Raw genomic sequence first — 19,921 nt, 5'->3', positions numbered from 1 at the left:
TTTATGACTCAGGACACTAGCGTTCGCCCGCCACGCGGGCGAGTCGACGGACGAGAGTCCGCACCACCGGGCCGTAGGTGGCTCCGAGCAGAGAGTCGAGGGGACCGGGAGCGGACATCGTCATCGTGATCCGCGAGCCGGCACCGCGGGCCTCGACGGCGTGATCGAGCGTCATCGGGCCCACCCGCCAGGTCCAGGAACGGCCCGGTGTCGTGGCCGAGATCGATGCGGGAACAGGCACGATCCAGAGCAGTCGCGCCGCTCCACGCCTCCCGGCTTGAACCTCGGGGGACCCGAGACCCCACGCGCCGCGCACGTGCGGCGCCCACTCGGGCCAGCGCGAGGGCCGAGCGACGAGGGCCCACGCGACGTCCACCGGCGCGTCGGAATCAGCTGAGAAGGAATGCGGCACGGCAAAGGAATACCCGGTTTCGCCCCCTGCAGACAGCGCAGATGCGGCTCGGGGAGGGGTCGGACGTGAACACCGGGTGAATTGGCCCGTGTCGAGTTGCGTGTAACTCGAGGTACTGGCCACGCTTGTAGGGAACGGCGAGGGAGGGAGCCGATCATGCTCGTTCGTCTGCCCGGGGTGTATCGCCCCCAGCGTGACACCTGGCTGCTCGCCGAGGTGCTGGCGGCCCGACATCTCGGACCGGGCACCCGAGTGCTCGATCTCTGCTGTGGCACAGGGGTGTTGAGCGTCGAGGCGTGTGCCGCGGGGGCGGGGTGGGTGACTGCGGTGGACGTGTCGCGCCGGGCCGCGATCAGTACCTGGCTCAACGCCAAACTGAACCGCCGGACGATCCGCGTCGTGCGAGGCGACCTGGTGGACTCCGTCCGGACTCTTCGCTTCGACGTGGTCGTGGCCAACCCGCCCTACGCGCCTGCGACGAACGACGACAGACCGGGCCGGGTACTCGCGCGGGCCTGGGATGCGGGCGTCGACGGGCGCGCCGTGCTCGATCGGATCTGCAGCGAAACCCCCGACCTTCTCGCTCCCGGCGGCACCCTGCTCCTCGTCCAGTCGACGCTCAACGGGGTGGACAAGACACGGGCGATGCTGGAGGAGCGGGGACTGCGGGTGGACGTGGTCGCGTCGGAGGACGTGCCGTTCGGTCCCGCCCTCTCGTCCCGCACGAGGATGCTGGAGGCGCGGGAGATGATCCGGCCGGGACAGCGCACCGAGCGCATCGCGGTGCTGACGGCGACCGACCTCCGGTCCGGCGACGCCCCACGCCGATCCGGACTCTGACTCCGGCGTCCGACTGTTCTCGCCACGGCACTGGTTGAGTGGTTCACGTGGTTCGTCGCAACCCGGGACGCAATGCCGAGGATCGTGTCGTTCGCGCTGTGGCCGTCCTCGGGAACAGCGAGCTGATCGGGCTCGCAACCACATCGTCGACGCTCGTGAACGACGGCCGGGTGCCGCGTGTAAAGTTTGCCGTTCGACGACGCCCAGCTTTCGAGGACTGCTGAACCACTACATGGCCAAGATCGATCGCAGCCGCACTGCCGCACTGACCCAAGCGCCGACCCTCCACGAGCCGGATGCCGGCGTCCGGCGCACCGTGCTCCCCGGCGGGCTCCGGGTGGTCACCGAATACGTCCCCGGTGTCCGATCCGCGTCCGTGGGCGTCTGGGTGGGTGTCGGATCACGCGACGAGCAGCCCACCGTCGCCGGGGCCGCGCACTTCCTCGAGCATCTCCTGTTCAAGGCCACGCCGTCGCGCAGCGCCCTCGACATCGCGCAGGTGATGGACGGCGTCGGCGGCGAGCTCAACGCGTTCACGTCCAAGGAACACACCTGTTTCTACGCGCACGTGCTCGACGACGACCTGCCCCTTGCCATCGACCTCGTCAGTGACGTCGTCCTGCGTGGCCGTTGCCGGTCCGCCGACGTCGACGTGGAACGCCAGGTGGTGCTCGAAGAGATCTCGATGCGCGACGACGACCCGGAAGACCTCCTCGGCGACGCGTTCCTGACCGCGCTCTACGGCGACCATCCCGTCGGCAGGCCCGTCATCGGCAGCGTCGAATCCATCGAATCGATGACACGCACCCAACTCCACTCGTTCCACGTGCGGCGCTACACGCCGCCGCGCATGGTGGTGGCCGTCGCCGGCAACGTGGAGCACGAACCGACGGTCGAGCTGGTCCGGCGCGCGTTCGCCGGGCACCTCGAAGCGGCGTCCGAACCCGCCCCCCGACGCGCAGGCACCCTGCGCCTGCGGACGGAGCCGACGCTCAGCCTGACCAACAGGGACAGCGAACAGGTCCACCTCTCCCTCGGGGTGCGCGCGTTCGGGCGGCACGAGTCGCACCGCTGGGCGCTGTCGGTGCTCAACGCCGCGGTCGGTGGCGGACTCAGTTCCCGGCTCTTCCAGGAAGTGCGGGAGATCCGGGGCCTCGCGTATTCCGTGTACTCGGGCATCGACACGTTCTCCGACACGGGTGCGTTCTCGATCTACGCCGGGTGCCAGCCCGAGAACCTCGGCGAGGTCACTACGGTGATCCGGGAGGTGCTGTCGAACGTGGCCGCCGAAGGCATCACCGACGCCGAGTGCGCCCGCGCCAAGGGATCGCTGCGGGGCGGACTGGTTCTGGGACTGGAGGATTCGGGTTCCCGAATGCACCGCATCGGTCGCAGTGAGCTCAACTACGGCAATCACCGCAGCATCACCGAAACCCTGAGCAAGATCGACGCGGTCACCACCGACGAGGTGCGCGACGTCGCGCGAGTCCTGCTGCAGCGTCCGTTCGGCGCCGCCGTCGTCGGACCGTATCGTCGCAAGCGTGACCTGCCGGCCTCGGTGCGCGGCATCGTCCGGTAACGAGGATTCGCCGACAACAAGAGGAGGGGCCCGAGATGAAGATCCGTGGAGCGGTACTCGAGGAGATCGGGAGAACGCGCCCGTTCGTCGAGTCGGCACCGATCTCGATCTCCGAACTCGACCTCGACGCGCCCGGCGAGGGCGAGATCCTCGTCCGGATCGAGGCGGCGGGTCTGTGCCATTCCGACCTGTCCGTCGTCGACGGCAACCGGGTGCGCCCGGTCCCGATGCTGCTCGGGCACGAGGCCGCGGGGCGGATCACCCAGCTCGGAGCCGGGGTCGACGACGTCACGGTCGGACAGCGTGTGGTCATGACGTTCCTTCCCCGCTGCGGTGAGTGTGAGGGCTGCGCCACCGACGGCCGCATGCCGTGCGTGCCGGGGACCAGTGCGAACAACGACGGAACCCTGCTCGACGGGGGAGCGCGACTGCACCGCGGCGGCGACCCCGTGCACCACCACCTCGGGGTGTCCGGATTCGCGACGCACGCGGTCGTCAACCGCCGCTCGGTCGTTCCCGTCGGCGACGACGTCCCCGCCGATGTGGCGGCCGTGCTCGGATGCGCCGTCCTCACCGGCGGCGGTGCCGTCCTCAACGCGGGCGATCCGCAACCCGGCCAGGCCGTGATGGTCGTCGGGCTCGGTGGAGTGGGGATGGCCGCGATCCTGACGGCGGTCTCCCGGGGCGCCGGCGAGGTGATCGGCGTCGACGCCGTCCCCGAGAAGCTGCAGACCGCACGCGAACTCGGCGCGACGGCCGCCTACACCCCCGCGGAGCTCGAGGAAGCCGGTATCCGGGCGCCCATCGTCATCGAGGCCGCGGGGAACGCGCGCGCATTCGAATCGGCTGTTCGCGCAACCGCTCCCGGTGGCAAGACGATCACCGTCGGCTTGCCGTCGCCCGACGCGCGGTCGTCGATCTCCCCGCTCACCCTGGTGGCCGAGGCCCGCACGATCATCGGCAGCTACCTCGGGTCGGCGGTGCCGTCCCGGGACATCCCGATCTACGAGGACCTCTGGCGCGCCGGGAAGCTTCCCGTGGAGAAACTCATCTCCTCCCGCATCACCCTCGACGACATCAACCGCGGCATGGACGAACTCGCCGACGGAAAGGCGATCCGGCAGATCATCGTGTTCGACTGACCCGGCGGGCCGGTCGCGGGCAGAATTCTGCCCATGAGGTTTCGCACCACCATCGAGCTCGGCGGCAAGACCGCGACCGGTTTCCGGATACCCGAGAACGTCGTCGCGGACCTGGGGCCGGGTAAGCGCCCCGCGGTCCGGGTCACGATCGGCGGTCACACCTACCGCACCACGGTCGCGCCGATGGGTGGCGTGTTCATGATTCCGCTCAGCGCCGAGAACCGGGCAGGTGCGGGGGTCGCGGCAGGCGACGAGGTGGACGTCGACGTCGAGCTCGACACCGAACCCAGGGACGTCACGGTTCCGCCCGACTTCGCCGAGGCGCTCGACCGGCAGCCGGACGCGCGAAAGGCGTTCGACGCACTGTCGTACAGCAACCGGCGGCGGCACGTGCTGTCGATCGAGGGGGCCAAGACGGACGAGACGCGGCAGCGCCGGATCGGCAAGGCCGTGGACGCGCTGCTGCAGGGCTGAAGGGCGCCGGCGCGAATTCCGTCAGGTGGAGTCGCCCGGGCGCCCGGTGACGTCTTCGACCGGCAGTGCCGACAGCGCGATCAGGGCGGACACGAAACCCGCGCGCTCGCGCTCCGGCAACCTGGCCAAGAGCCGCTCCTCGCCCCGCCGGATCGCCGCCTGCGCCGAGTCGCGCACGTCGTGCCCGTCCGCGGTGAGCGACAGCAGGCGGGCCCGGCGGTCCGCGGGATCGCGCTGACGGTCGATCAGGCCACGGTCCTGCAGGTCGTCGAGCACGCCGATGATCCGCGTCTTGTCGGCGCCGATCGCCTCCGCGAGCGCGGCCTGGGTGCGCAGCGGGTGCTCGTCGAGTGCCAGGAGCACGACGTATCCCCACATGGTCAGCCCGTGCTCCGCGAGCACGGGGAGTTCCGCCGCCACCAGCGAGCGGTTCAGGGCGGTCGTCATCGCCGCGAGGTCGGGGCGGGTGCGTTCGTGCTGTCCGTGCGTCGGGTCGCGGCTGGGCATATCGCAGAAAATACACCTTGACCGATCATCTACNNAATTCGATTCGAGTGGCGAGGTGTCGACGATGGATGTGGACGAGGTCCGGCGCTGGGATATCCGCGCCGTGCAATCGAGTGTGGAGTTCGTGTCGCAGGTGACGCGCGACGATCTGCAGCGCGCGACACCGTGTGCGCAGTGGACTCTCGGGGAACTGCTGGGCCACATGACCGTGCAGCACCGGGGATTCGCTGCAGCGGCCGCGGGCGGAGGTCCCGACCCGTCGAACTGGCGGCCCCACGCGTCGGCGGATCCCGTTGCCGCGTACCGCTCGGCGGCCGACACCGTCATCGAGGCCTTCACAAGGGACGGCGTAGGGGCGCGGCAGTTCTGGTTGCCGGAGATCAGCACCGAGTTTCCGTTCCCCGCACCCATGGCCGTCGGATTCCACTTCCTCGACTACGTCGTCCATTCGTGGGACGTCGCCCGGTCACTCGGGCTCGACTTCACGCCCGAATCCGACATGGTGGCCGCGGTTCTCCCGATCGCACGACTCGTCCCGGACGGTGCGGACCGGATGCGAGAGGGGGCCGCGTTCGCGCCCGGCCTGCCGACCGACCCCCACTCCGCCGATTTCGACACGGTGCTGTCGCTGCTCGGCCGATCACCGCACTGGCACCCCGAGTACGAGGCCGGGCGCGTCTGACAACGAGACGCAGGTCTCCCGCCCCGCCCCTGCGCACCGGTCGGCACCCGGCGATTGCGTAGGCTTTCGGGCGAATCGTTGTGACTGGACGGAGCGTGGAGAAGTGAGCGCAGCAGCACCCATCAGGGTCGGGGTTCTCGGGGCCAAGGGCAAGGTCGGCCGAGCGATCTGCGAGGCGGTGGAGCAGGCACCGGATCTCGAACTCGTCGCGGAGGTCGATCACGGCGACCGGCTGGAGACGTTCGTCGAGGCCGGCACGCAGGTCGTCGTCGACTTCACCCACCCCGACGTCGTGATGGACAACCTGAAGTTCCTCGTGTCCAACGGTATTCACGCGGTCGTGGGCACGACGGGATTCGACGACGCGCGGCTCGACACGGTGCGGTCGTGGGTGTCGGAGCGGCCCGAGGTCGGTGTCCTGATCGCCCCGAACTTCGCGATCGGTGCCGTTCTCTCCATGCGCTTCGCCGAGGCGGCGGCACGATTCTTCGATTCCGTCGAGGTCATCGAGTTGCACCACCCCAACAAGGCGGACGCGCCGTCCGGCACCGCCTACCGGACCGCCGCACTCATCTCGGAGGCACGCCGTAAGGCGGGCGTCGGACCGAGCCCCGACGCCACGACCACCGAACTGGACGGTGCGCGCGGCGCCGACGTGGACGGCGTGCGGGTGCATTCCGTGCGGCTGGCAGGTCTCGTCGCCCACCAGGAGGTCATCCTCGGCACGCAGGGCGAGACGCTGACCATCCGGCACGATTCGATCGACCGCAATTCCTTCGCCCCCGGCGTCCTGCTCGGGGTGCGGGAGATCGGCTCCCGTCCCGGCCTGACCGTCGGTATCGACCCCCTTCTCGACCTGTGAAGGACGGCTCGGCCAAGACCGTTGTCACGATCGGACTGCTGGTCGCGGCGCTGGCGTTCTACTTCGTCCTTCTCGGCCAACGCGGGATCCAGTTGATCCAGGACGGCGGAGCAGCCGCGATCGGCCTGGGTGCCGGCGTCCTGATCCTGCCGTTCCTGGGCGCCTGGATCGTCTACGCCACGCTGCGTGCCGGATTCCAGCATCAGCATCTGTCCCGCCGCATCACCGACGAGGGGCTCGAACTGGACGTCAGCGATCTGCCGAAGCGCCCCTCGGGCCGCATCGACCGGGACGCCGCGGACGCACTGTTCCAGCAGGTCAAATCCGAATGGGAAGCAGACCCGGACAACTGGCGGAACTCGTACCGTCTCGCCCGCGCCTACGACTACGCCGGCGACCGCGGCAGGGCCCGGGAGACGATGAAACGGGCCGTGGAACTCGAACGCGTCGAACGGGAAGGCGAGCCCGGCCGATAGGAAACGGGACCGGTCGTACGCTGACGACTGTGAAGTCACTACTCGTCGTCCACCACACGCCGTCGCCGGTGACCCGTGAGTGCCTCGAAGCCGTGCTGAAAGGCGCGCGGGACCCCGATATCGACGGGGTCGACGTGAAGTCGATTCCCGCTCTCGGAGCGACCGTGCCCGACGTCCTGGCAGCCGACGGGTTCCTGTTCGGGACGTCCGCCAACTTCGGCTACATGTCCGGTGCGCTGAAGCACTTCTTCGACACCGTCTACTACCCGTGCCTCGACGCGGTCGCCGGCCGTCCCTACGGGCTCTGGGTGCACGGCAACAACGACACCGCCGGGGCCGTCAAATCGGTGCAGAAGATCGTGACCGGGCTGGCGCTCACCCAGGTGGCCGAGATCCTGGAACTGACCGGATCGCTCGACGCGAGCGCACGGGAGCGGTGCTACGAACTCGGTGCGACGGTCGCGGTGACGCTGGCCGAGGACGTCTGACGTCGCGGCGGAACGTGTCGGTGGTTGATGGCAGGCTGCGGGCATGCGTGAGATGACCGCAGCCGCGGCCCGGAGATCGGCGCTCTGGGCGCAGGGGTTCGCCGACCGGAAACCGGCCGGGGCGCCGACGCGCCGGCACGTCCGTTCGGTTCTCGACCGGGTGCGGCTGTTCCAGATCGACTCGGTGTCGGTGGCCGTGCGCGCTCATTACGTCCCTTTGTTCAGCCGTCTCGGCGTCTACGACCGCGGGCTCGTCGATTCGGCGGCGTGGTCGCATTCCGCCCGCGCACCCCGGATGCTGGCGGAGTACTGGGCGCACGAGGCGGCGTTCATCCCCGTCGAGGACTGGCCGCTGCTGCGCTGGCGGATGCACCGGTACCGGCACGGTCGCTGGTCCGGCGAATCCCGCGTACTCGATCGCAATCCCACGCTCGCCGCCGACGTGCTCGACGTGATCGGCGCCGTCGGTGCGTGCAGCGCGAGCGACGTGGAGAAACACCTCGAAGTCGACCGGCCGGACCGCAAGGGGCCGTGGTGGGATCGCAGCGACACCAAAGTGGTGTGCGAGCAACTGTTCGCGTCCGGCGCGCTCGCGGTGGACAAACGGGTCGCATTCACCCGTCATTACGACCTGAGCGAACGTGTGCTGCCGAAAGCGATACTCGCCGAGGAAGTCTCGGAGGAGGACGCCGTCCGTGGCCTCGTCCGGCGGTCCGCGAGGGCCCTCGGTGTGGCCACCGAACCCGATCTGCGTGACTACTACCGACTGTCCCCGGCGCAGACCGTCTCGGCCATCGAGGAACTCGTCGAGGACGGGGTGCTCGAACGGGTGGGGGTCCGCGGCTGGGATGCGCCGGCATTCGTCCACCGCGACGTCCGGGCTCCCCGGAAGGTGGAGGGGGCGGCGCTGTTGTGCCCGTTCGATCCGCTGGTTTTCTGCCGTCCCCGGACCGAGCGGGTATTCGACTTCCGGTACCGCCTCGAGATCTACACCCCCGCGCACAAACGTGTCCACGGGTACTACGTCTTTCCGTTCCTGCTGAACGGTGAACTGGTCGCGAGGGTCGATCTCAAGGCCGACCGCGCGTCGGGAACGCTCGAGGTGCGATCCGCGTTCGTGGAACCCGACCGGAATACGGGGCGTGTGGTGGAGGCGCTGCTCCCGGAACTGCGAAGAATGGCAACGTGGTTGGGTCTGAACGACATCCGGGTGGACGATCGCGGCAACCTCGGTGCCCTCCTCGCGGCCGCGGCGGCGCGGCCGCGAGGAGAGTGAGGAACTACAGGCTCTCGACGAACTTCGTCAGGCCCTTGCTCGCCGTCTCGAGTGCCGTCTTCTGCGCCTTCTTCACGAGGAACCCGGGCAGCGGAATCTTCGGGTCGACCGTCAACTCGAACGTGACCTTGGTGCCTGCGCCGGACTCGGTGAGGACGTACGAGCCGTCCTGGGCGTTCTGCTGGCCGCTCTCGACGAGGTGCCACGACACGGTGTCGTCGCCCTCGAACGTGTAGTCGACGACCTGCTCGTCGCTGATCCCGAGGATGGAGACGCTCATCCGGACTCGATGGGGGCGGCCGTCGTCGTGTGTGCTCTCGATGGTGACCGACTTATGGGCCGAGGACCACTCGGGCAGGCGATCCACCGCAGCGATCGCGGCCATCACCGTGGCCGGATCGGCCTTGATCTCGAATTCCTTGACGCCGGAAACGGCCATGTTCTTCGCTCCTTCGAGCCCGTGGCGACTCTCACCGTGTGGCTGATGCGACGTAATTACATCACCGCCGCCGACCGGGGCGTGGAGTGAGTGCGCCGGTGCTCAGAAATTGTCTCTCCCGTTGCGGCGCATCTGGTCCTTGAGTGCGCCCTGGACCGCCTGCGACACCCAGGAATTGAGCGACACCCCGTTCTGGGAGGCGGCTTCCTCGGCCTTCGACTTGATCTGATCCATCAGACGCAGAGTGACGCGGCTGATGTCACCGGTGACGTCATCGAAGGCGGCACCGAGGTCCTCGGCCGTCGTGGTCCCTTCCCCCTCCGATCCGGGTGCGGTGGGGGTGCGATGCACGTCGACCGCCACCTCGCTGCCGTCGAGTCGCACACCGACGGTGCGATTGCCGAGTTCGGACGACACCTCACCTGCAAAATCGGTGAGCGCCGAGAGTAGGAGCAGCCGGGCGGCGGGTTCGACCGCGGCGGCGAGCGCCGCTGCCGTCGCCCGCGTCTGCTCGTCGCCGAGTGCGGCTGCTGCGTTCAGGTCGTCTCGCAGCCGGGAGACGTAGATGCCGAGGTCCATGACGCCAGCATGGCGTCATCGATGGCGTCAGTCAAGGAGTCTCGTCTTCAGCTGGCTGATGTCGCCCTCGGACAACTTCAGCCCCTCCGACACATAGGCGTCGAAGCTGCCGTAGGTGGCGACGGCCGTGTCGAACGCGATGTCGAGCCACGCCGGGTCGACGCCGTCCAGTCCGGGATGTTCCGGGTCGGCGCCGCGGTAGGTGTTGCTGAGCAGATAGTCCGCCGTCACCGTGTCGCGCGGGACCCCCAGGATGGTGAGCAGCACGGCCGTCGCCCACCCGGTGCGGTCCTTACCGGCGCTGCAGTGGTAGAGCACGGCGCCGTCGGACGCCGCGATGTCGTGCAGAACCGCCGAGAACGCCTCGTTCGCGCCTGGGCCCGTCACGAAGGCGCGATAGGCGGCGGGCATGTCGACCAGAGTGGTGATCGGTGACTGCCCGAGCACGTCGTACCAGTTCCCGGCTGCTCCGGCCGGAAGCCGGTCCGGCGCGAGCGCCCGCTCGTACGTCGTGCGGAGGTCGTCGACGACCGTCACGTTCGAGGATTCGAGTTGCGCGAGGTCGCGCGGGGTCAGCCTGTCCAGCGCGTCCGTGCGGAACACCAGACCGGAACGGACGACGGCACCGTCGGCCGTCGGGTATCCGCCGAGGTCACGAGCATTTCGGGCACCCTCGAGCCCTAGCGAGCGCTGCACGGCCGCGGGCTGCGCCGGACTCTCGGCAACCGACGGGCCCGTCGCGGGCGGTCCGGCGAATGCCGGGGGAGCGGCCCCGAGAACTGCTGTCCCGAGAACTGCGATCACGACGGTGCGGCGCGCGCGGCCAGTCCGGTACTGCACAGGAAGTCTCCCTCGCGAATCTGCGGCACCACGGAAAGTGTGGGCGAGACGAGACTGACACGCGCGGGTGAACACACGGGAACCGGGCCGCTGCCGGGACGGGGCACACCGAGACCCCGATCAACGCTGCGACTAGGGTCGATGCATTCAGTAGGGACTCCCGACCAGGGAGTTCGGTAGGAGGAACAGCGCAGTGCCGCAGACCGTGCCGCTCAGGGTGCAACTCGTCGCGAAGACGGAGTTCTTTCCGCCGGCGGAAATTCCGTGGGAGACCGACGCCGACGGCGGCGAAGCGCTGGCGGAGTTCGCGGGCCGGGCGTGCTATCAGAGCTGGTCCAAACCCAACCCCCGCACCGCGACCAACGCCGGATATCTGCGCCATCTGCTCGAGGTCGGGCACGAGTCGGTCCTCGAACACGGGACCGTCAGCTTCTACATCACCGGCATCTCACGGTCCTGCACCCACGAGTTGATCCGGCACCGCCACTTCTCCTACTCGCAGCTGTCGCAGCGCTTCGTGCGCGAGAACGACGGCAATGTCGTCGTTCCGCCCGCGATCGCGGGCGACCCCGAACTCGAGGAACTGTTCGCGAAGGCTACCGACGCGAGCCGGGCGGCGTACGGCGAACTCCTCCAGGCCCTCGAAACGAAACTGGCGGACACCTCCAGCGTGCCGCTGCGCAACAAGCAGGCGAGGCAGGCCGCGAGGGCCGTCCTGCCCAACGCTACGGAGACCCGCGTGGTGGTCACCGGTAACTACCGGGCGTGGCGGCACTTCGTCTCGATGCGGGCCACCGAGCACGCCGACGTGGAGATTCGCCGCGTCGCGGTCGAGTGCCTGAGGCAACTGCAGGCGGCCGCGCCGAATGTCTTCGGCGACTTCGAGGTACTGGACTGGGGCGACGGCACGGAGGTGGCGCGGAGCACGTTTTCCACCGACGCGTGACTGGTGTGCAAAAGTACCTGGGTCACCGGGTAGCCTTCTGACCATGACCTACGGTGATTCCGCTTCTCCCGTCGAGCGTCCGTTCGGCACCGTGTCCACAGCGATGGTGACGCCGTTCACCTCGGACGGAAAGCTGGACGTCGACGCCGGTGTCCGCCTCGCGGCGTACCTCGTCGACAACGGGTGCGACTCCCTTGTCCTCGCCGGTACGACCGGTGAGTCGCCGACGACCACCGAGAACGAGAAGCTCGAGCTGCTCCGGGCAGTGATCGACGCGGTGGGCAACCGCGCGAAGATCATCGCCGGCGCAGGCAGCAACGACACCGCGCACAGCGTCGAACTCGCCCGTGACGCCGCCCGCGCGGGCGCGCAGGGCCTTCTCGTCGTCACCCCCTACTACTCGCGTCCGCCGCAGGCCGGACTGTTCGCGCATTTCACCGCCGTCGCCAACGCCACCGACCTTCCGGTCATGCTCTACGACATTCCACCCCGCTCCGTGGTCCCCATCGAGACGGAGACCATCCGGCGCCTCGCCGAGCACCCGCGCATCGTCGCGGTCAAGGACGCCAAGGGCGACCTCAACGCGGGCGCCGAGCTGATCGGCACCACGGACCTCCAGTTCTACTCGGGTGACGATCCGCTCAATCTGCCGTGGCTGTCGGTGGGCGCGACGGGATTCGTCAGCGTCATCGGGCACCTCGTGCCCGGCCGGTTGCGCGAGCTGCATACGGCATTCGCGGCGGGTGACATCGCCCGCGCCCGCGCGATCAACCTCAGCCTGATCCCGGTCATCCGCTCGGTGGCGCGTCTCGGCGGCGTCAGCGCGTCGAAGGCGGGTCTGCGCCTGATCGGCCTGGACGTCGGTGAACCCCGGTTGCCGCAGGTGGCACCGACCCACGATCAACTCGACCTCCTGGCCGCCGATCTGCACGCTGCGGGGGTGCTCGCGTGACCCGACCGCCTCGTCGTCGCAGCGCCAGCCGTCAGGCCGGTCCCCCTTCTCCCACAGCGAGCGAGCCTCCCAAGGCGGCGCCCGTCGTCGCCGAGCCGCCGAAGTCGGCGCCCGTCGTCGCCGACCAGCCGTCGGCTCCGAAGTCGGAGCAGGCCAAGTCCGCGCCCGTGAAGACCTCCTCCACGAAGGGCGGCGCCGCCAACAAGTCGTCGTCCCGCTCCGGCCGGCGCGGCGGCGGCAACAAGCGTCAGGACACACGGCCCGCTTCGGTCGATCCGACGGCCCGGCTCGGCGCTCCGCCGAAGGCTCCGTTCAAGGGTCTGCGGGTGGTGGCGCTCGGTGGTATCGGCGAGATCGGTCGCAACATGACCGTCTTCGAGCACCAGGGCAAGCTGCTCATCGTCGACTGCGGTGTGCTGTTCCCGGAAGACCAGCAGCCGGGTGTCGACCTGATCCTCCCGGACTTCCGGCACATCGAGGACCGGATGGGCGACGTCGAGGCCGTGGTCCTCACGCACGGCCACGAGGACCACATCGGCGCCATCCCGTTCCTGCTGCGCCTGCGGCCGGATCTGCCCGTGGTGGGTTCGCGGTTCACGCTCGCGCTCGTCGCGGCCAAGTGCCGTGAGCACCGCCAGCGCCCCAACCTCGTCGAGGTCGTCGAGGGGCAGCGCACCGATCACGGCCCGTTCGAGTGCGAGTATTTCGCCGTCAACCACTCGATCCCCGACGCCATCGCCGTCGCGATCCGGACCGACGCCGGAGTCGTGCTGCACACCGGTGACATCAAGCTCGACCAGCTGCCGCTCGACGGCAGGCTCACCGACCTCGCGGGCTTCTCCCGGCTCGGCGACGAGGGTGTCGACCTGTTCCTCGTCGACTCCACCAACGCCGAGGTGCCAGGCTTCGTCACCCCCGAACGTGAGATCGGGGGAGTGCTCGACAACGTCATCGGCAAGGCCAAACAGCGCGTGATCGTGGCGTCCTTCGCCAGCCACGTGCACCGCATCCAGCAGGTGGTCGACGTCGCCCACCGGTACAACCGGCGGGTCGCGTTCGTGGGCCGGTCGATGGTCCGCAACATGCAGATCGCGCAGGATCTCGGATATCTGAGCGTGCCGGACGGCCTGGTGGTCGACATCGACACCGCGGCCAACCTGCCTGACGACCGGCTCGTCCTGATCTCCACCGGCTCGCAGGGTGAACCGCTGTCGGCGTTGTCGCGGATGGCCCGCGGTGAGCATCGGCAGATCAACATCCGGGCCAACGATCTCGTCGTGCTGGCGTCCTCGCTGATCCCCGGCAACGAGAACTCCGTGTTCGCCGTCGTCAACGGACTCGCCAAGCGCGGCGCCACCGTCGTCACCCAGCAGAGCGCGAAGGTGCACGTCTCCGGTCACGCGTCGGCGGGCGAGCTCCTGTACCTGTACAACGCGGTCCGGCCCACCAACGCCATGCCGGTCCACGGCGAATGGCGTCACCTGCGCGCCAACGCCGCCCTCGCGAAGGCCACCGGCGTGCCGGAGGACCGGATCGTGCTCGCCGAGGACGGCGTGGTGGTCGACATGGTCGACGGTCTCGCCGAGATCGTCGGGCAGGTTCCCGTCGGACACGTCTACGTCGACGGACTGTCCGTCGGCGACGTCGGCGACTCCACGCTGTCGGACCGGCTGGTCCTCGGTGAGGGCGGGTTCATCGCCATCAACGTCGTCATCGACGACCACACGGGTCGCGCGGTCAGCACCCCCGAGGTGTCCGGACGCGGATTCTCCGACGACCCCACGGCCCTCAAGGATGCGGCTCAGCTGGTCGAGGCGGAACTCCTGCGCCTGGCCACCGAGGGCATCAACGACGCGCACCGCATCGCCCAAGCGATCCGGCGCGTGGTCGGTAAATGGGTAGCGGACAAGTACCGTCGCCGGCCGATGATCGTCCCGACCGTCATCGCGGTTCCATCGGCCGAGGGCAAGTAGTTCTCCGGCAGGTAGATTCGGTCGGGTGACCTTCGCCCGAGATGAACGCCTCGCCCTCGTCGACTCGATGGCCGAATTCGGTCCCGACGCCCCGACCCTCTGCGGGACGTGGACCAACCGGGACCTGGCCGCCCACCTGATCGTGCGCGAACGACGCCTCGACGCTGCCCCCGGCATCGTCGTGGGTCGGCTCGCCGGCTACACGGAGCGCGTCCAGAACGACACGGCGACGCGTCCGTGGAGCCGACTGCTGGACGAGGTCCGGTCGGGTCCACCGATATGGTCGCCGATGTACTGGGTGGACGCACAGGTGAACCTGGGGGAGATGTTCGTCCACCACGAGGACGTGCGCCGCGCCCACGACGGATGGGAGCCGCGGGTCCTGCCCGACGAGCGCCAGGACGCGCTGTGGGGTCTCGCACGCAAGGTCGGAAAGCTCGGCTACCGGCACGCCCCGGTGACGGTCGTGCTCGAGCGGCCGTCCGGAGAGCAGGCCACCGTCCGCAAAGCGGGTGCCGGCCGGGTGATCCTGCGCGGTGAACCGTCGGAACTCGCCCTGCATGCGTTCGGCCGGGACCAGGTGCGGATCGAGACCGACGGTGAGGCTGCCGACATCGAAGCCGTGACCTCCCTCGACCGAGGGTTCTAAGGGCATTTCACCGCAGGTCTCGCCGTGTTACGGGTGTTGCGGATGGTCCGGAAGGTGCCGTAGCGACTAATCTGGGAGCCATGGCAGGTAAGGCGAGCGCCCGCGGTTCGAGCACGACGACGTCCACGGCGAGGACGGGCGTGCGAGGCGGCTCGACCTCGTCTAAGCCCAAGTCACGCACGACCCGGACAGTGAGCACTCCGCGTAAGTCCACGAAGAAATCGTCTACATCCAGCCCCCTCAAGTCGGTGGGCCGGGGAATCGGTGCCGGCTGGTCGCTCATGGCCAAGGGCGTCGGGGCCACCACCCGCACCGTCGGCAAGGCAGCCGAGATCGAACAGGGACACCGGCGCGACGGCATCGCGCTCGGGCTGATCGCGATCAGCGTCGTGGTCGCCGGCGGAATCTGGTTCTCCGCGGGCGGTCCGGTAGGCGAGTGGCTCGAGACCGGAGTCCGGGCTGCGTTCGGCGGCGCGTCCGGCGTCCTGCCCCTGATCGGCGTCGCCGTCGCGGTGATCCTGATAAGGACCGAGCCGAAACCCGAGATCCAGCCGAGGCTCGTCCTGGGATCGCTGCTGGTCGGTCTGCCCGCCCTGGGGCTCTGGCACATCGCGACCGGTTCGCCCACCGACGCCGAGGCCAGGACCCGCGGCGCAGGCTTCGTCGGGTACGCGGCGGGAGGTCCACTGACGGACGGCCTGACCGTGTGGCTCGCCGCACCGCTGCTGCTAATGGCGGCACTGTTCGGTGTCCTGCTGCTGACCGGAACCACGGTCCGCGAGGTGCCCGGCAAACTGCAGTCGTACTTCGGAACGTCGTTCGGCCGCGACCACTACGCCGACTACGACAGCGAGTACTACGAGGACGGCGAATACGACCCCACGCTGTTCGACGCCGACGGCTACCCGGTCGACGACTACAAGACCGGCGCCCGGGGTGTTCCGGCCGACAACTATCCGACGAACGAATACGACGTCAGCGATACCGCGAAGACGGAGGTGCTCGGGTTGTGGGAGACCGAGCCCGCCACCGAACCCGTGCCTGCGCCGGCGCCGAAACCGGCGCGTGCCAAGGCCAAGCCGGTCGTCGCCCCGAAGCCGGAACCCGAACCGGAACCGCTGTCTGACGTCGACAAGTTCGTGACCGACCGGGTCGTCGAGGGCGACTACACGCTGCCCCCGACGTCGCTGCTCATCGAGGGCGATCCGCCGAAGAAGCGCAGTTCCGCCAACGACGCGATGATCGAGGCCATCACCGAGGTGCTCGAGCAGTTCAAGATCGACGCGGCCGTCACCGGATTCACTCGCGGCCCGACCGTCACCCGCTACGAGGTGGAACTCGGACCGGGCGTGAAGGTCGAGAAGATCACCGCGCTCGCCCGCAACATCGCATACGCGGTCGCCACCGACAACGTGCGCCTGCTGGCACCGATCCCCGGCAAGTCCGCGGTCGGCATCGAGGTCCCCAACTCCGACCGCGAGATGGTGCGCCTCGCCGACGTGCTCACGGCCCCGAGCACCCGCAAGGACCACCACCCGCTGGTGATCGGTCTCGGCAAGGACATCGAGGGCAACTTCGTCAGCGCCAACCTCGCGAAGATGCCGCACCTGCTCGTGGCGGGTTCCACCGGTTCCGGTAAGTCGAGCTTCGTGAACTCGATGCTGGTGTCGCTGCTGTCCCGTGCGACACCCGACGAAGTGCGGATGATCCTCATCGATCCCAAGATGGTGGAGTTGACGCCCTACGAGGGCATACCGCATCTCATCACGCCCATCATCACCCAGCCGAAGAAGGCCGCGGCCGCCCTGGCCTGGCTGGTGGAGGAGATGGAACAGCGTTACCAGGACATGCAGGCCAACCGGGTGCGCCACATCGACGACTTCAATGCCAAGGTGAAGTCGGGGGAGATCACCGCGCCGCTCGGCAGCGAACGGGTCTACCGGCCGTACCCGTACATCCTCGCCATCGTCGACGAACTCGCGGACCTCATGATGACCGCGCCGCGTGACGTCGAGGACGCGATCGTGCGGATCACCCAGAAGGCGCGCGCCGCCGGTATCCACCTCGTGCTGGCCACCCAGCGGCCGTCGGTGGACGTCGTGACGGGTCTGATCAAGACCAACGTGCCGTCACGGCTCGCCTTCGCGACGTCGTCCCTGACCGACTCGCGGGTCATCCTGGACCAGCCCGGCGCCGAGAAGCTGATCGGTATGGGTGACGGGCTGTTCCTGCCGATGGGCGCAGGCAAGCCGACGCGCCTGCAGGGTGCGTTCATCACCGACGAAGAGATCTCCGCGGTCGTCGATTTCAGCAAGAACCAGGCGGAGCCGGAGTACACCGACGGCGTCACCGCCGCCAAGGTCGGGGAGAAGAAGGACGTCGATCCCGACATCGGCGACGACATGGACGTGCTGTTGCAGGCGGTGGAACTCGTCGTCTCCAGCCAGTTCGGGTCCACGTCGATGCTGCAGCGCAAACTGCGTGTCGGATTCGCGAAGGCAGGCCGCCTGATGGACTTGATGGAGACCAGGGGAGTGGTGGGCCCCAGCGAGGGCTCGAAAGCCCGTGAGGTGCTCATCAAGCCCGAGGAACTCGACGGTCTGCTGTGGTCGATCCGCGGCGGCGACCCGAACGAGGCCCCGTCCGACCAGGAGTAGCCCGCGTGCGCGTGTCCGAAATGGGCGATTCTCGCGCAGTGTGGTTGAATGGGCACCGAATTGGAGGGGAGTATCCCCACCTCTGTGACAGCATCGTCAACACGATCGGCACCATTGCCGATCCGGTGCTGTCAGTCGCGCGGACAAGAGATTCCGGCGCGGCGGGAGAGACCTCCGGTACCCGCTAGGTCTACCGGAGGTCTGTGTTCATGCATGTGTCACCGCTGGTCTGGGTCATCACCTGTGTGGTGATTCTCGGACTGTTCGTCTTCGACTTCTTCGCGCACGTGCGCACCCCGCACGCCCCCACCTTCCGTGAGTCGGCGTTCTGGTCGTCGGTCTACATCGGCGTCGCGATCCTGTTCGGCCTGGTCGTGATGTGGTTGTGGGGAAGTCAGTACGGCGGCGAGTATTTCGCCGGTTACGTCACCGAGAAGGCGTTGTCGGTCGACAACCTCTTCGTGTTCGTCATCATCATGGGAACATTCGCGGTGCCGCGGGAGTACCAGCAGAAGGTACTGCTGATCGGCATCGTGATGGCGCTGGTGATGCGCGGCATCTTCATCGGGGTCGGTGCCGCGGCGATCAACGCCTACAGCTGGGTGTTCTACCTGTTCGGTGCGTTCCTCATCTACACCGCGTACACGCTGGTACGTGATCACGGGCACGAGAAAGAGGTGGAGGAGGAGCGCGACAGCAAGATCGTCGCCGTCGCGAAGAAGATCCTCCCCACCACGGACACCTACGACGGCGACAAGCTCGTCACGCGGATCAACGGCAAGCGCGTCGTGACGCCGCTGCTGCTCGCGCTGGTCGCCATCGGATTCACCGACGTGCTGTTCGCACTCGACTCGATTCCCGCGATCTATGGACTCACTCAGGAGCCGTACCTGGTCTTCACGGCCAACGCGTTCGCGTTGATGGGTCTGCGTCAGCTGTACTTCCTCATCGGCGGCCTGCTGGACCGCCTGGTGTACCTGTCGTACGGCCTGTCGATCATTCTCGCGTTCATCGGCGTCAAGCTCGTGCTGCACGCCCTGCACGAGAACACGCTGGGCTTCATCAACGGCGGCGAGCACGTGGCCGTACCGGAGGTGTCGACGGTGTTCTCGCTCGCCGTCATCATCGGTGTGCTGGCAGTGACCACCGTCGCCAGCCTTCTCAAGACGCGGAACACGACGCCGGCGAAGTAGTTCCGCCGGGCGTCGTGCTCGAGGGTGTCCGGTGCTCGGCGAGTCAGGAACTGAATTCGCCGAGCACCGGAACCCATTCCACGATCCGCGAGGCCGCCACGAGTCCGTTGCGGGCGAACGGGTCGTGGGTGAAGAGCAGTTCCACGGTCTCCGCGTCGGAGGCGTCGACGATGATGAATGCGCCGCTGCCGTCGGCGAACGGGCCGGACGACACGACGGTCTTCCGCTCGGCGAGCTCACCGAGCCACTCGCGGTGGGCGGGGCGATGCTCGTCGCGTCCTGCGACGGTATCGGCCGAATACGTGTACTCCACTACGAACAGGGACATGTTCTCGCTCTCTCGGGACGGGTTCGTCGAACAAAAATGGGATCACGGCACTTCTGTCTCACACACTGGGATTTCAGAGGGTGAGAAGCATTCGGGTATTGCCGAGGGTGTTCGGCTTGACGTAGCTCAGATCGAGGAATTCGGCGACACCGGTGTCGTACGAGCGGCACATCTCGGCGTAGACCTCGGCGGTCACGGGTGTGCCGTCGATTTCGACGAATCCGTGCTTACCGAAGAAGTCGACCTCGAACGTGAGAACGAAGAGACGCTCGAGTTCGAGTTCCCGCGCCACCTCGATCAGCTTGGCCACCACGTGGTGTCCCGCACCCTGGCCCTTTGCCGACGGATCGACCGCGATCGTGCGTACCTCGCCGAGATCGGCCCACAGCACGTGCATTGCGCCACAACCGATCACATTGCCGGCGCGTTCGGCCACCCAGAACTCCTGGACGGATTCGTACAGGGTCACGAGGTTCTTCTCGAGCAGGATCTTGCCGGAGTAGATGTCGATCAGGCGCTTGATCTCGGGAACGTCGGAGGTTCGTGCTCGCCGCACGATCAGCTGATTGTCGGCGGTGTCCGGCGTCCGAGAAGTCATGTCGTGAACATTAGCCAACGGCCGTACCG

At 68.1% G+C, this 19,921-nt stretch carries 22 protein-coding genes; 15 read left to right on the top strand and 7 right to left on the bottom strand.

Annotated elements, in window-relative coordinates:
* Positions 1-16: 16 nt before the first annotated feature.
* On the bottom strand, positions 17-412 hold the full coding sequence (locus AZG88_RS45450; RefSeq protein WP_005240716.1) for an SRPBCC family protein: 396 nt from the start codon (positions 410-412) through the stop codon (positions 17-19).
* Positions 413-568: 156 nt separating this feature from the next.
* Here AZG88_RS45450 and AZG88_RS45445 point away from each other — a divergent pair, with 156 nt between their 5' ends.
* The 4 genes from AZG88_RS45445 (at position 569) to AZG88_RS45430 (ending at position 4,447) form a co-directional block, all read left to right on the top strand.
* Positions 569-1,252, top strand: a complete 684-nt coding sequence (locus tag AZG88_RS45445) for a HemK2/MTQ2 family protein methyltransferase (RefSeq protein WP_025432380.1) — start codon at positions 569-571, stop codon at positions 1,250-1,252.
* Positions 1,253-1,484: 232 nt separating this feature from the next.
* Complete coding sequence (locus AZG88_RS45440) at positions 1,485-2,831, top strand: M16 family metallopeptidase (RefSeq protein WP_025432381.1); 1,347 nt, start codon at positions 1,485-1,487, stop codon at positions 2,829-2,831.
* A gap of 35 nt (positions 2,832-2,866) precedes the next feature.
* Positions 2,867-3,973, top strand: a complete 1,107-nt coding sequence (locus tag AZG88_RS45435) for an alcohol dehydrogenase catalytic domain-containing protein (RefSeq protein WP_061701338.1) — start codon at positions 2,867-2,869, stop codon at positions 3,971-3,973.
* A gap of 33 nt (positions 3,974-4,006) precedes the next feature.
* The gene (locus AZG88_RS45430; protein WP_005240720.1) at positions 4,007-4,447 is read left to right on the top strand and encodes a YdeI/OmpD-associated family protein; all 441 of its coding nucleotides are present in this window, start codon (positions 4,007-4,009) and stop codon (positions 4,445-4,447) included.
* Positions 4,448-4,468: 21 nt separating this feature from the next.
* Here the strand turns inward: AZG88_RS45430 and AZG88_RS45425 are convergent, their stop codons facing one another.
* Entirely contained in the window at positions 4,469-4,954 is a 486-nt protein-coding gene (locus AZG88_RS45425) for a MarR family winged helix-turn-helix transcriptional regulator (RefSeq protein ID WP_005240721.1), read from the bottom strand.
* Between the two features lie 64 nt (positions 4,955-5,018).
* Between AZG88_RS45425 and AZG88_RS45420 the strand changes: the two genes are divergently transcribed.
* From AZG88_RS45420 to AZG88_RS45400, 5 genes are all read left to right on the top strand, one after another.
* Positions 5,019-5,636 (top strand): TIGR03086 family metal-binding protein, encoded by a 618-nt coding sequence (locus tag AZG88_RS45420; RefSeq protein ID WP_061701337.1) that lies wholly within the window; start codon positions 5,019-5,021, stop codon positions 5,634-5,636.
* Between the two features lie 103 nt (positions 5,637-5,739).
* Entirely contained in the window at positions 5,740-6,498 is a 759-nt protein-coding gene (gene dapB / locus AZG88_RS45415; protein WP_061701336.1) for a 4-hydroxy-tetrahydrodipicolinate reductase, read from the top strand.
* Positions 6,495-6,974: a hypothetical protein gene (locus AZG88_RS45410; RefSeq protein WP_061701335.1), complete on the top strand. Its 480-nt coding sequence runs from the start codon at positions 6,495-6,497 to the stop codon at positions 6,972-6,974. The genes dapB and AZG88_RS45410 overlap by 4 nt, the downstream gene beginning before the upstream one ends.
* A 29-nt stretch (positions 6,975-7,003) precedes the next feature.
* Positions 7,004-7,462: a flavodoxin family protein gene (locus AZG88_RS45405; protein ID WP_005261169.1), complete on the top strand. Its 459-nt coding sequence runs from the start codon at positions 7,004-7,006 to the stop codon at positions 7,460-7,462.
* Between the two features lie 43 nt (positions 7,463-7,505).
* On the top strand, positions 7,506-8,738 hold the full coding sequence (locus AZG88_RS45400; RefSeq protein WP_061701334.1) for a winged helix-turn-helix domain-containing protein: 1,233 nt from the start codon (positions 7,506-7,508) through the stop codon (positions 8,736-8,738).
* A 4-nt stretch (positions 8,739-8,742) separates the two neighbouring features.
* Here the strand turns inward: AZG88_RS45400 and AZG88_RS45395 are convergent, their stop codons facing one another.
* From AZG88_RS45395 to AZG88_RS45385, 3 genes are all read right to left on the bottom strand, one after another.
* Positions 8,743-9,177: an SRPBCC family protein gene (locus AZG88_RS45395; RefSeq protein WP_005240727.1), complete on the bottom strand. Its 435-nt coding sequence runs from the start codon at positions 9,175-9,177 to the stop codon at positions 8,743-8,745.
* Positions 9,178-9,279: 102 nt separating this feature from the next.
* Positions 9,280-9,756: a toxin-antitoxin system HicB family antitoxin gene (locus AZG88_RS45390; RefSeq protein ID WP_005240728.1), complete on the bottom strand. Its 477-nt coding sequence runs from the start codon at positions 9,754-9,756 to the stop codon at positions 9,280-9,282.
* 27 nt (positions 9,757-9,783) lie between these two features.
* Positions 9,784-10,596 (bottom strand): tyrosine-protein phosphatase, encoded by an 813-nt coding sequence (locus AZG88_RS45385; RefSeq protein ID WP_231914426.1) that lies wholly within the window; start codon positions 10,594-10,596, stop codon positions 9,784-9,786.
* 193 nt (positions 10,597-10,789) lie between these two features.
* On the opposite strand from AZG88_RS45385, the gene thyX reads away from it, so the two are divergent.
* The 6 genes from thyX (at position 10,790) to AZG88_RS45355 (ending at position 18,966) form a co-directional block, all read left to right on the top strand.
* The gene (gene thyX, locus AZG88_RS45380) at positions 10,790-11,542 is read left to right on the top strand and encodes an FAD-dependent thymidylate synthase (protein ID WP_061701333.1); all 753 of its coding nucleotides are present in this window, start codon (positions 10,790-10,792) and stop codon (positions 11,540-11,542) included.
* Between the two features lie 43 nt (positions 11,543-11,585).
* Positions 11,586-12,494, top strand: a complete 909-nt coding sequence (dapA, locus tag AZG88_RS45375; RefSeq protein WP_005240731.1) for a 4-hydroxy-tetrahydrodipicolinate synthase — start codon at positions 11,586-11,588, stop codon at positions 12,492-12,494.
* A complete protein-coding gene (locus tag AZG88_RS45370) occupies positions 12,491-14,467 on the top strand; it encodes a ribonuclease J (RefSeq protein WP_061042979.1) in 1,977 nt (658 codons plus the stop codon). The genes dapA and AZG88_RS45370 overlap by 4 nt, the downstream gene beginning before the upstream one ends.
* A 25-nt stretch (positions 14,468-14,492) precedes the next feature.
* On the top strand, positions 14,493-15,116 hold the full coding sequence (locus tag AZG88_RS45365; protein ID WP_061042980.1) for a TIGR03085 family metal-binding protein: 624 nt from the start codon (positions 14,493-14,495) through the stop codon (positions 15,114-15,116).
* 80 nt (positions 15,117-15,196) lie between these two features.
* Positions 15,197-17,773: a DNA translocase FtsK gene (locus AZG88_RS45360; RefSeq protein ID WP_082764615.1), complete on the top strand. Its 2,577-nt coding sequence runs from the start codon at positions 15,197-15,199 to the stop codon at positions 17,771-17,773.
* 209 nt (positions 17,774-17,982) lie between these two features.
* Positions 17,983-18,966, top strand: coding sequence for a TerC family protein (locus tag AZG88_RS45355; RefSeq protein WP_061043021.1), 984 nt, complete (start codon positions 17,983-17,985; stop codon positions 18,964-18,966).
* A 43-nt stretch (positions 18,967-19,009) separates the two neighbouring features.
* Here AZG88_RS45355 and AZG88_RS45350 read toward each other — a convergent pair whose 3' ends face one another.
* Together AZG88_RS45350 and AZG88_RS45345 are read right to left on the bottom strand one after the other, a co-directional pair.
* Positions 19,010-19,294, bottom strand: coding sequence for a YciI family protein (locus tag AZG88_RS45350; protein WP_061701332.1), 285 nt, complete (start codon positions 19,292-19,294; stop codon positions 19,010-19,012).
* Positions 19,295-19,367: 73 nt separating this feature from the next.
* Positions 19,368-19,892: an amino-acid N-acetyltransferase gene (locus AZG88_RS45345; protein ID WP_061701331.1), complete on the bottom strand. Its 525-nt coding sequence runs from the start codon at positions 19,890-19,892 to the stop codon at positions 19,368-19,370.
* Positions 19,893-19,921 lie beyond the last annotated feature (29 nt).

It is taken from the genome of Rhodococcus sp. LB1 (assembly GCF_001583455.1).
Classification (GTDB): Bacteria; Actinomycetota; Actinomycetes; order Mycobacteriales; family Mycobacteriaceae; genus Rhodococcus_F; species Rhodococcus_F opacus.
This window is presented reverse-complemented; position numbering and strand designations above follow the sequence as displayed.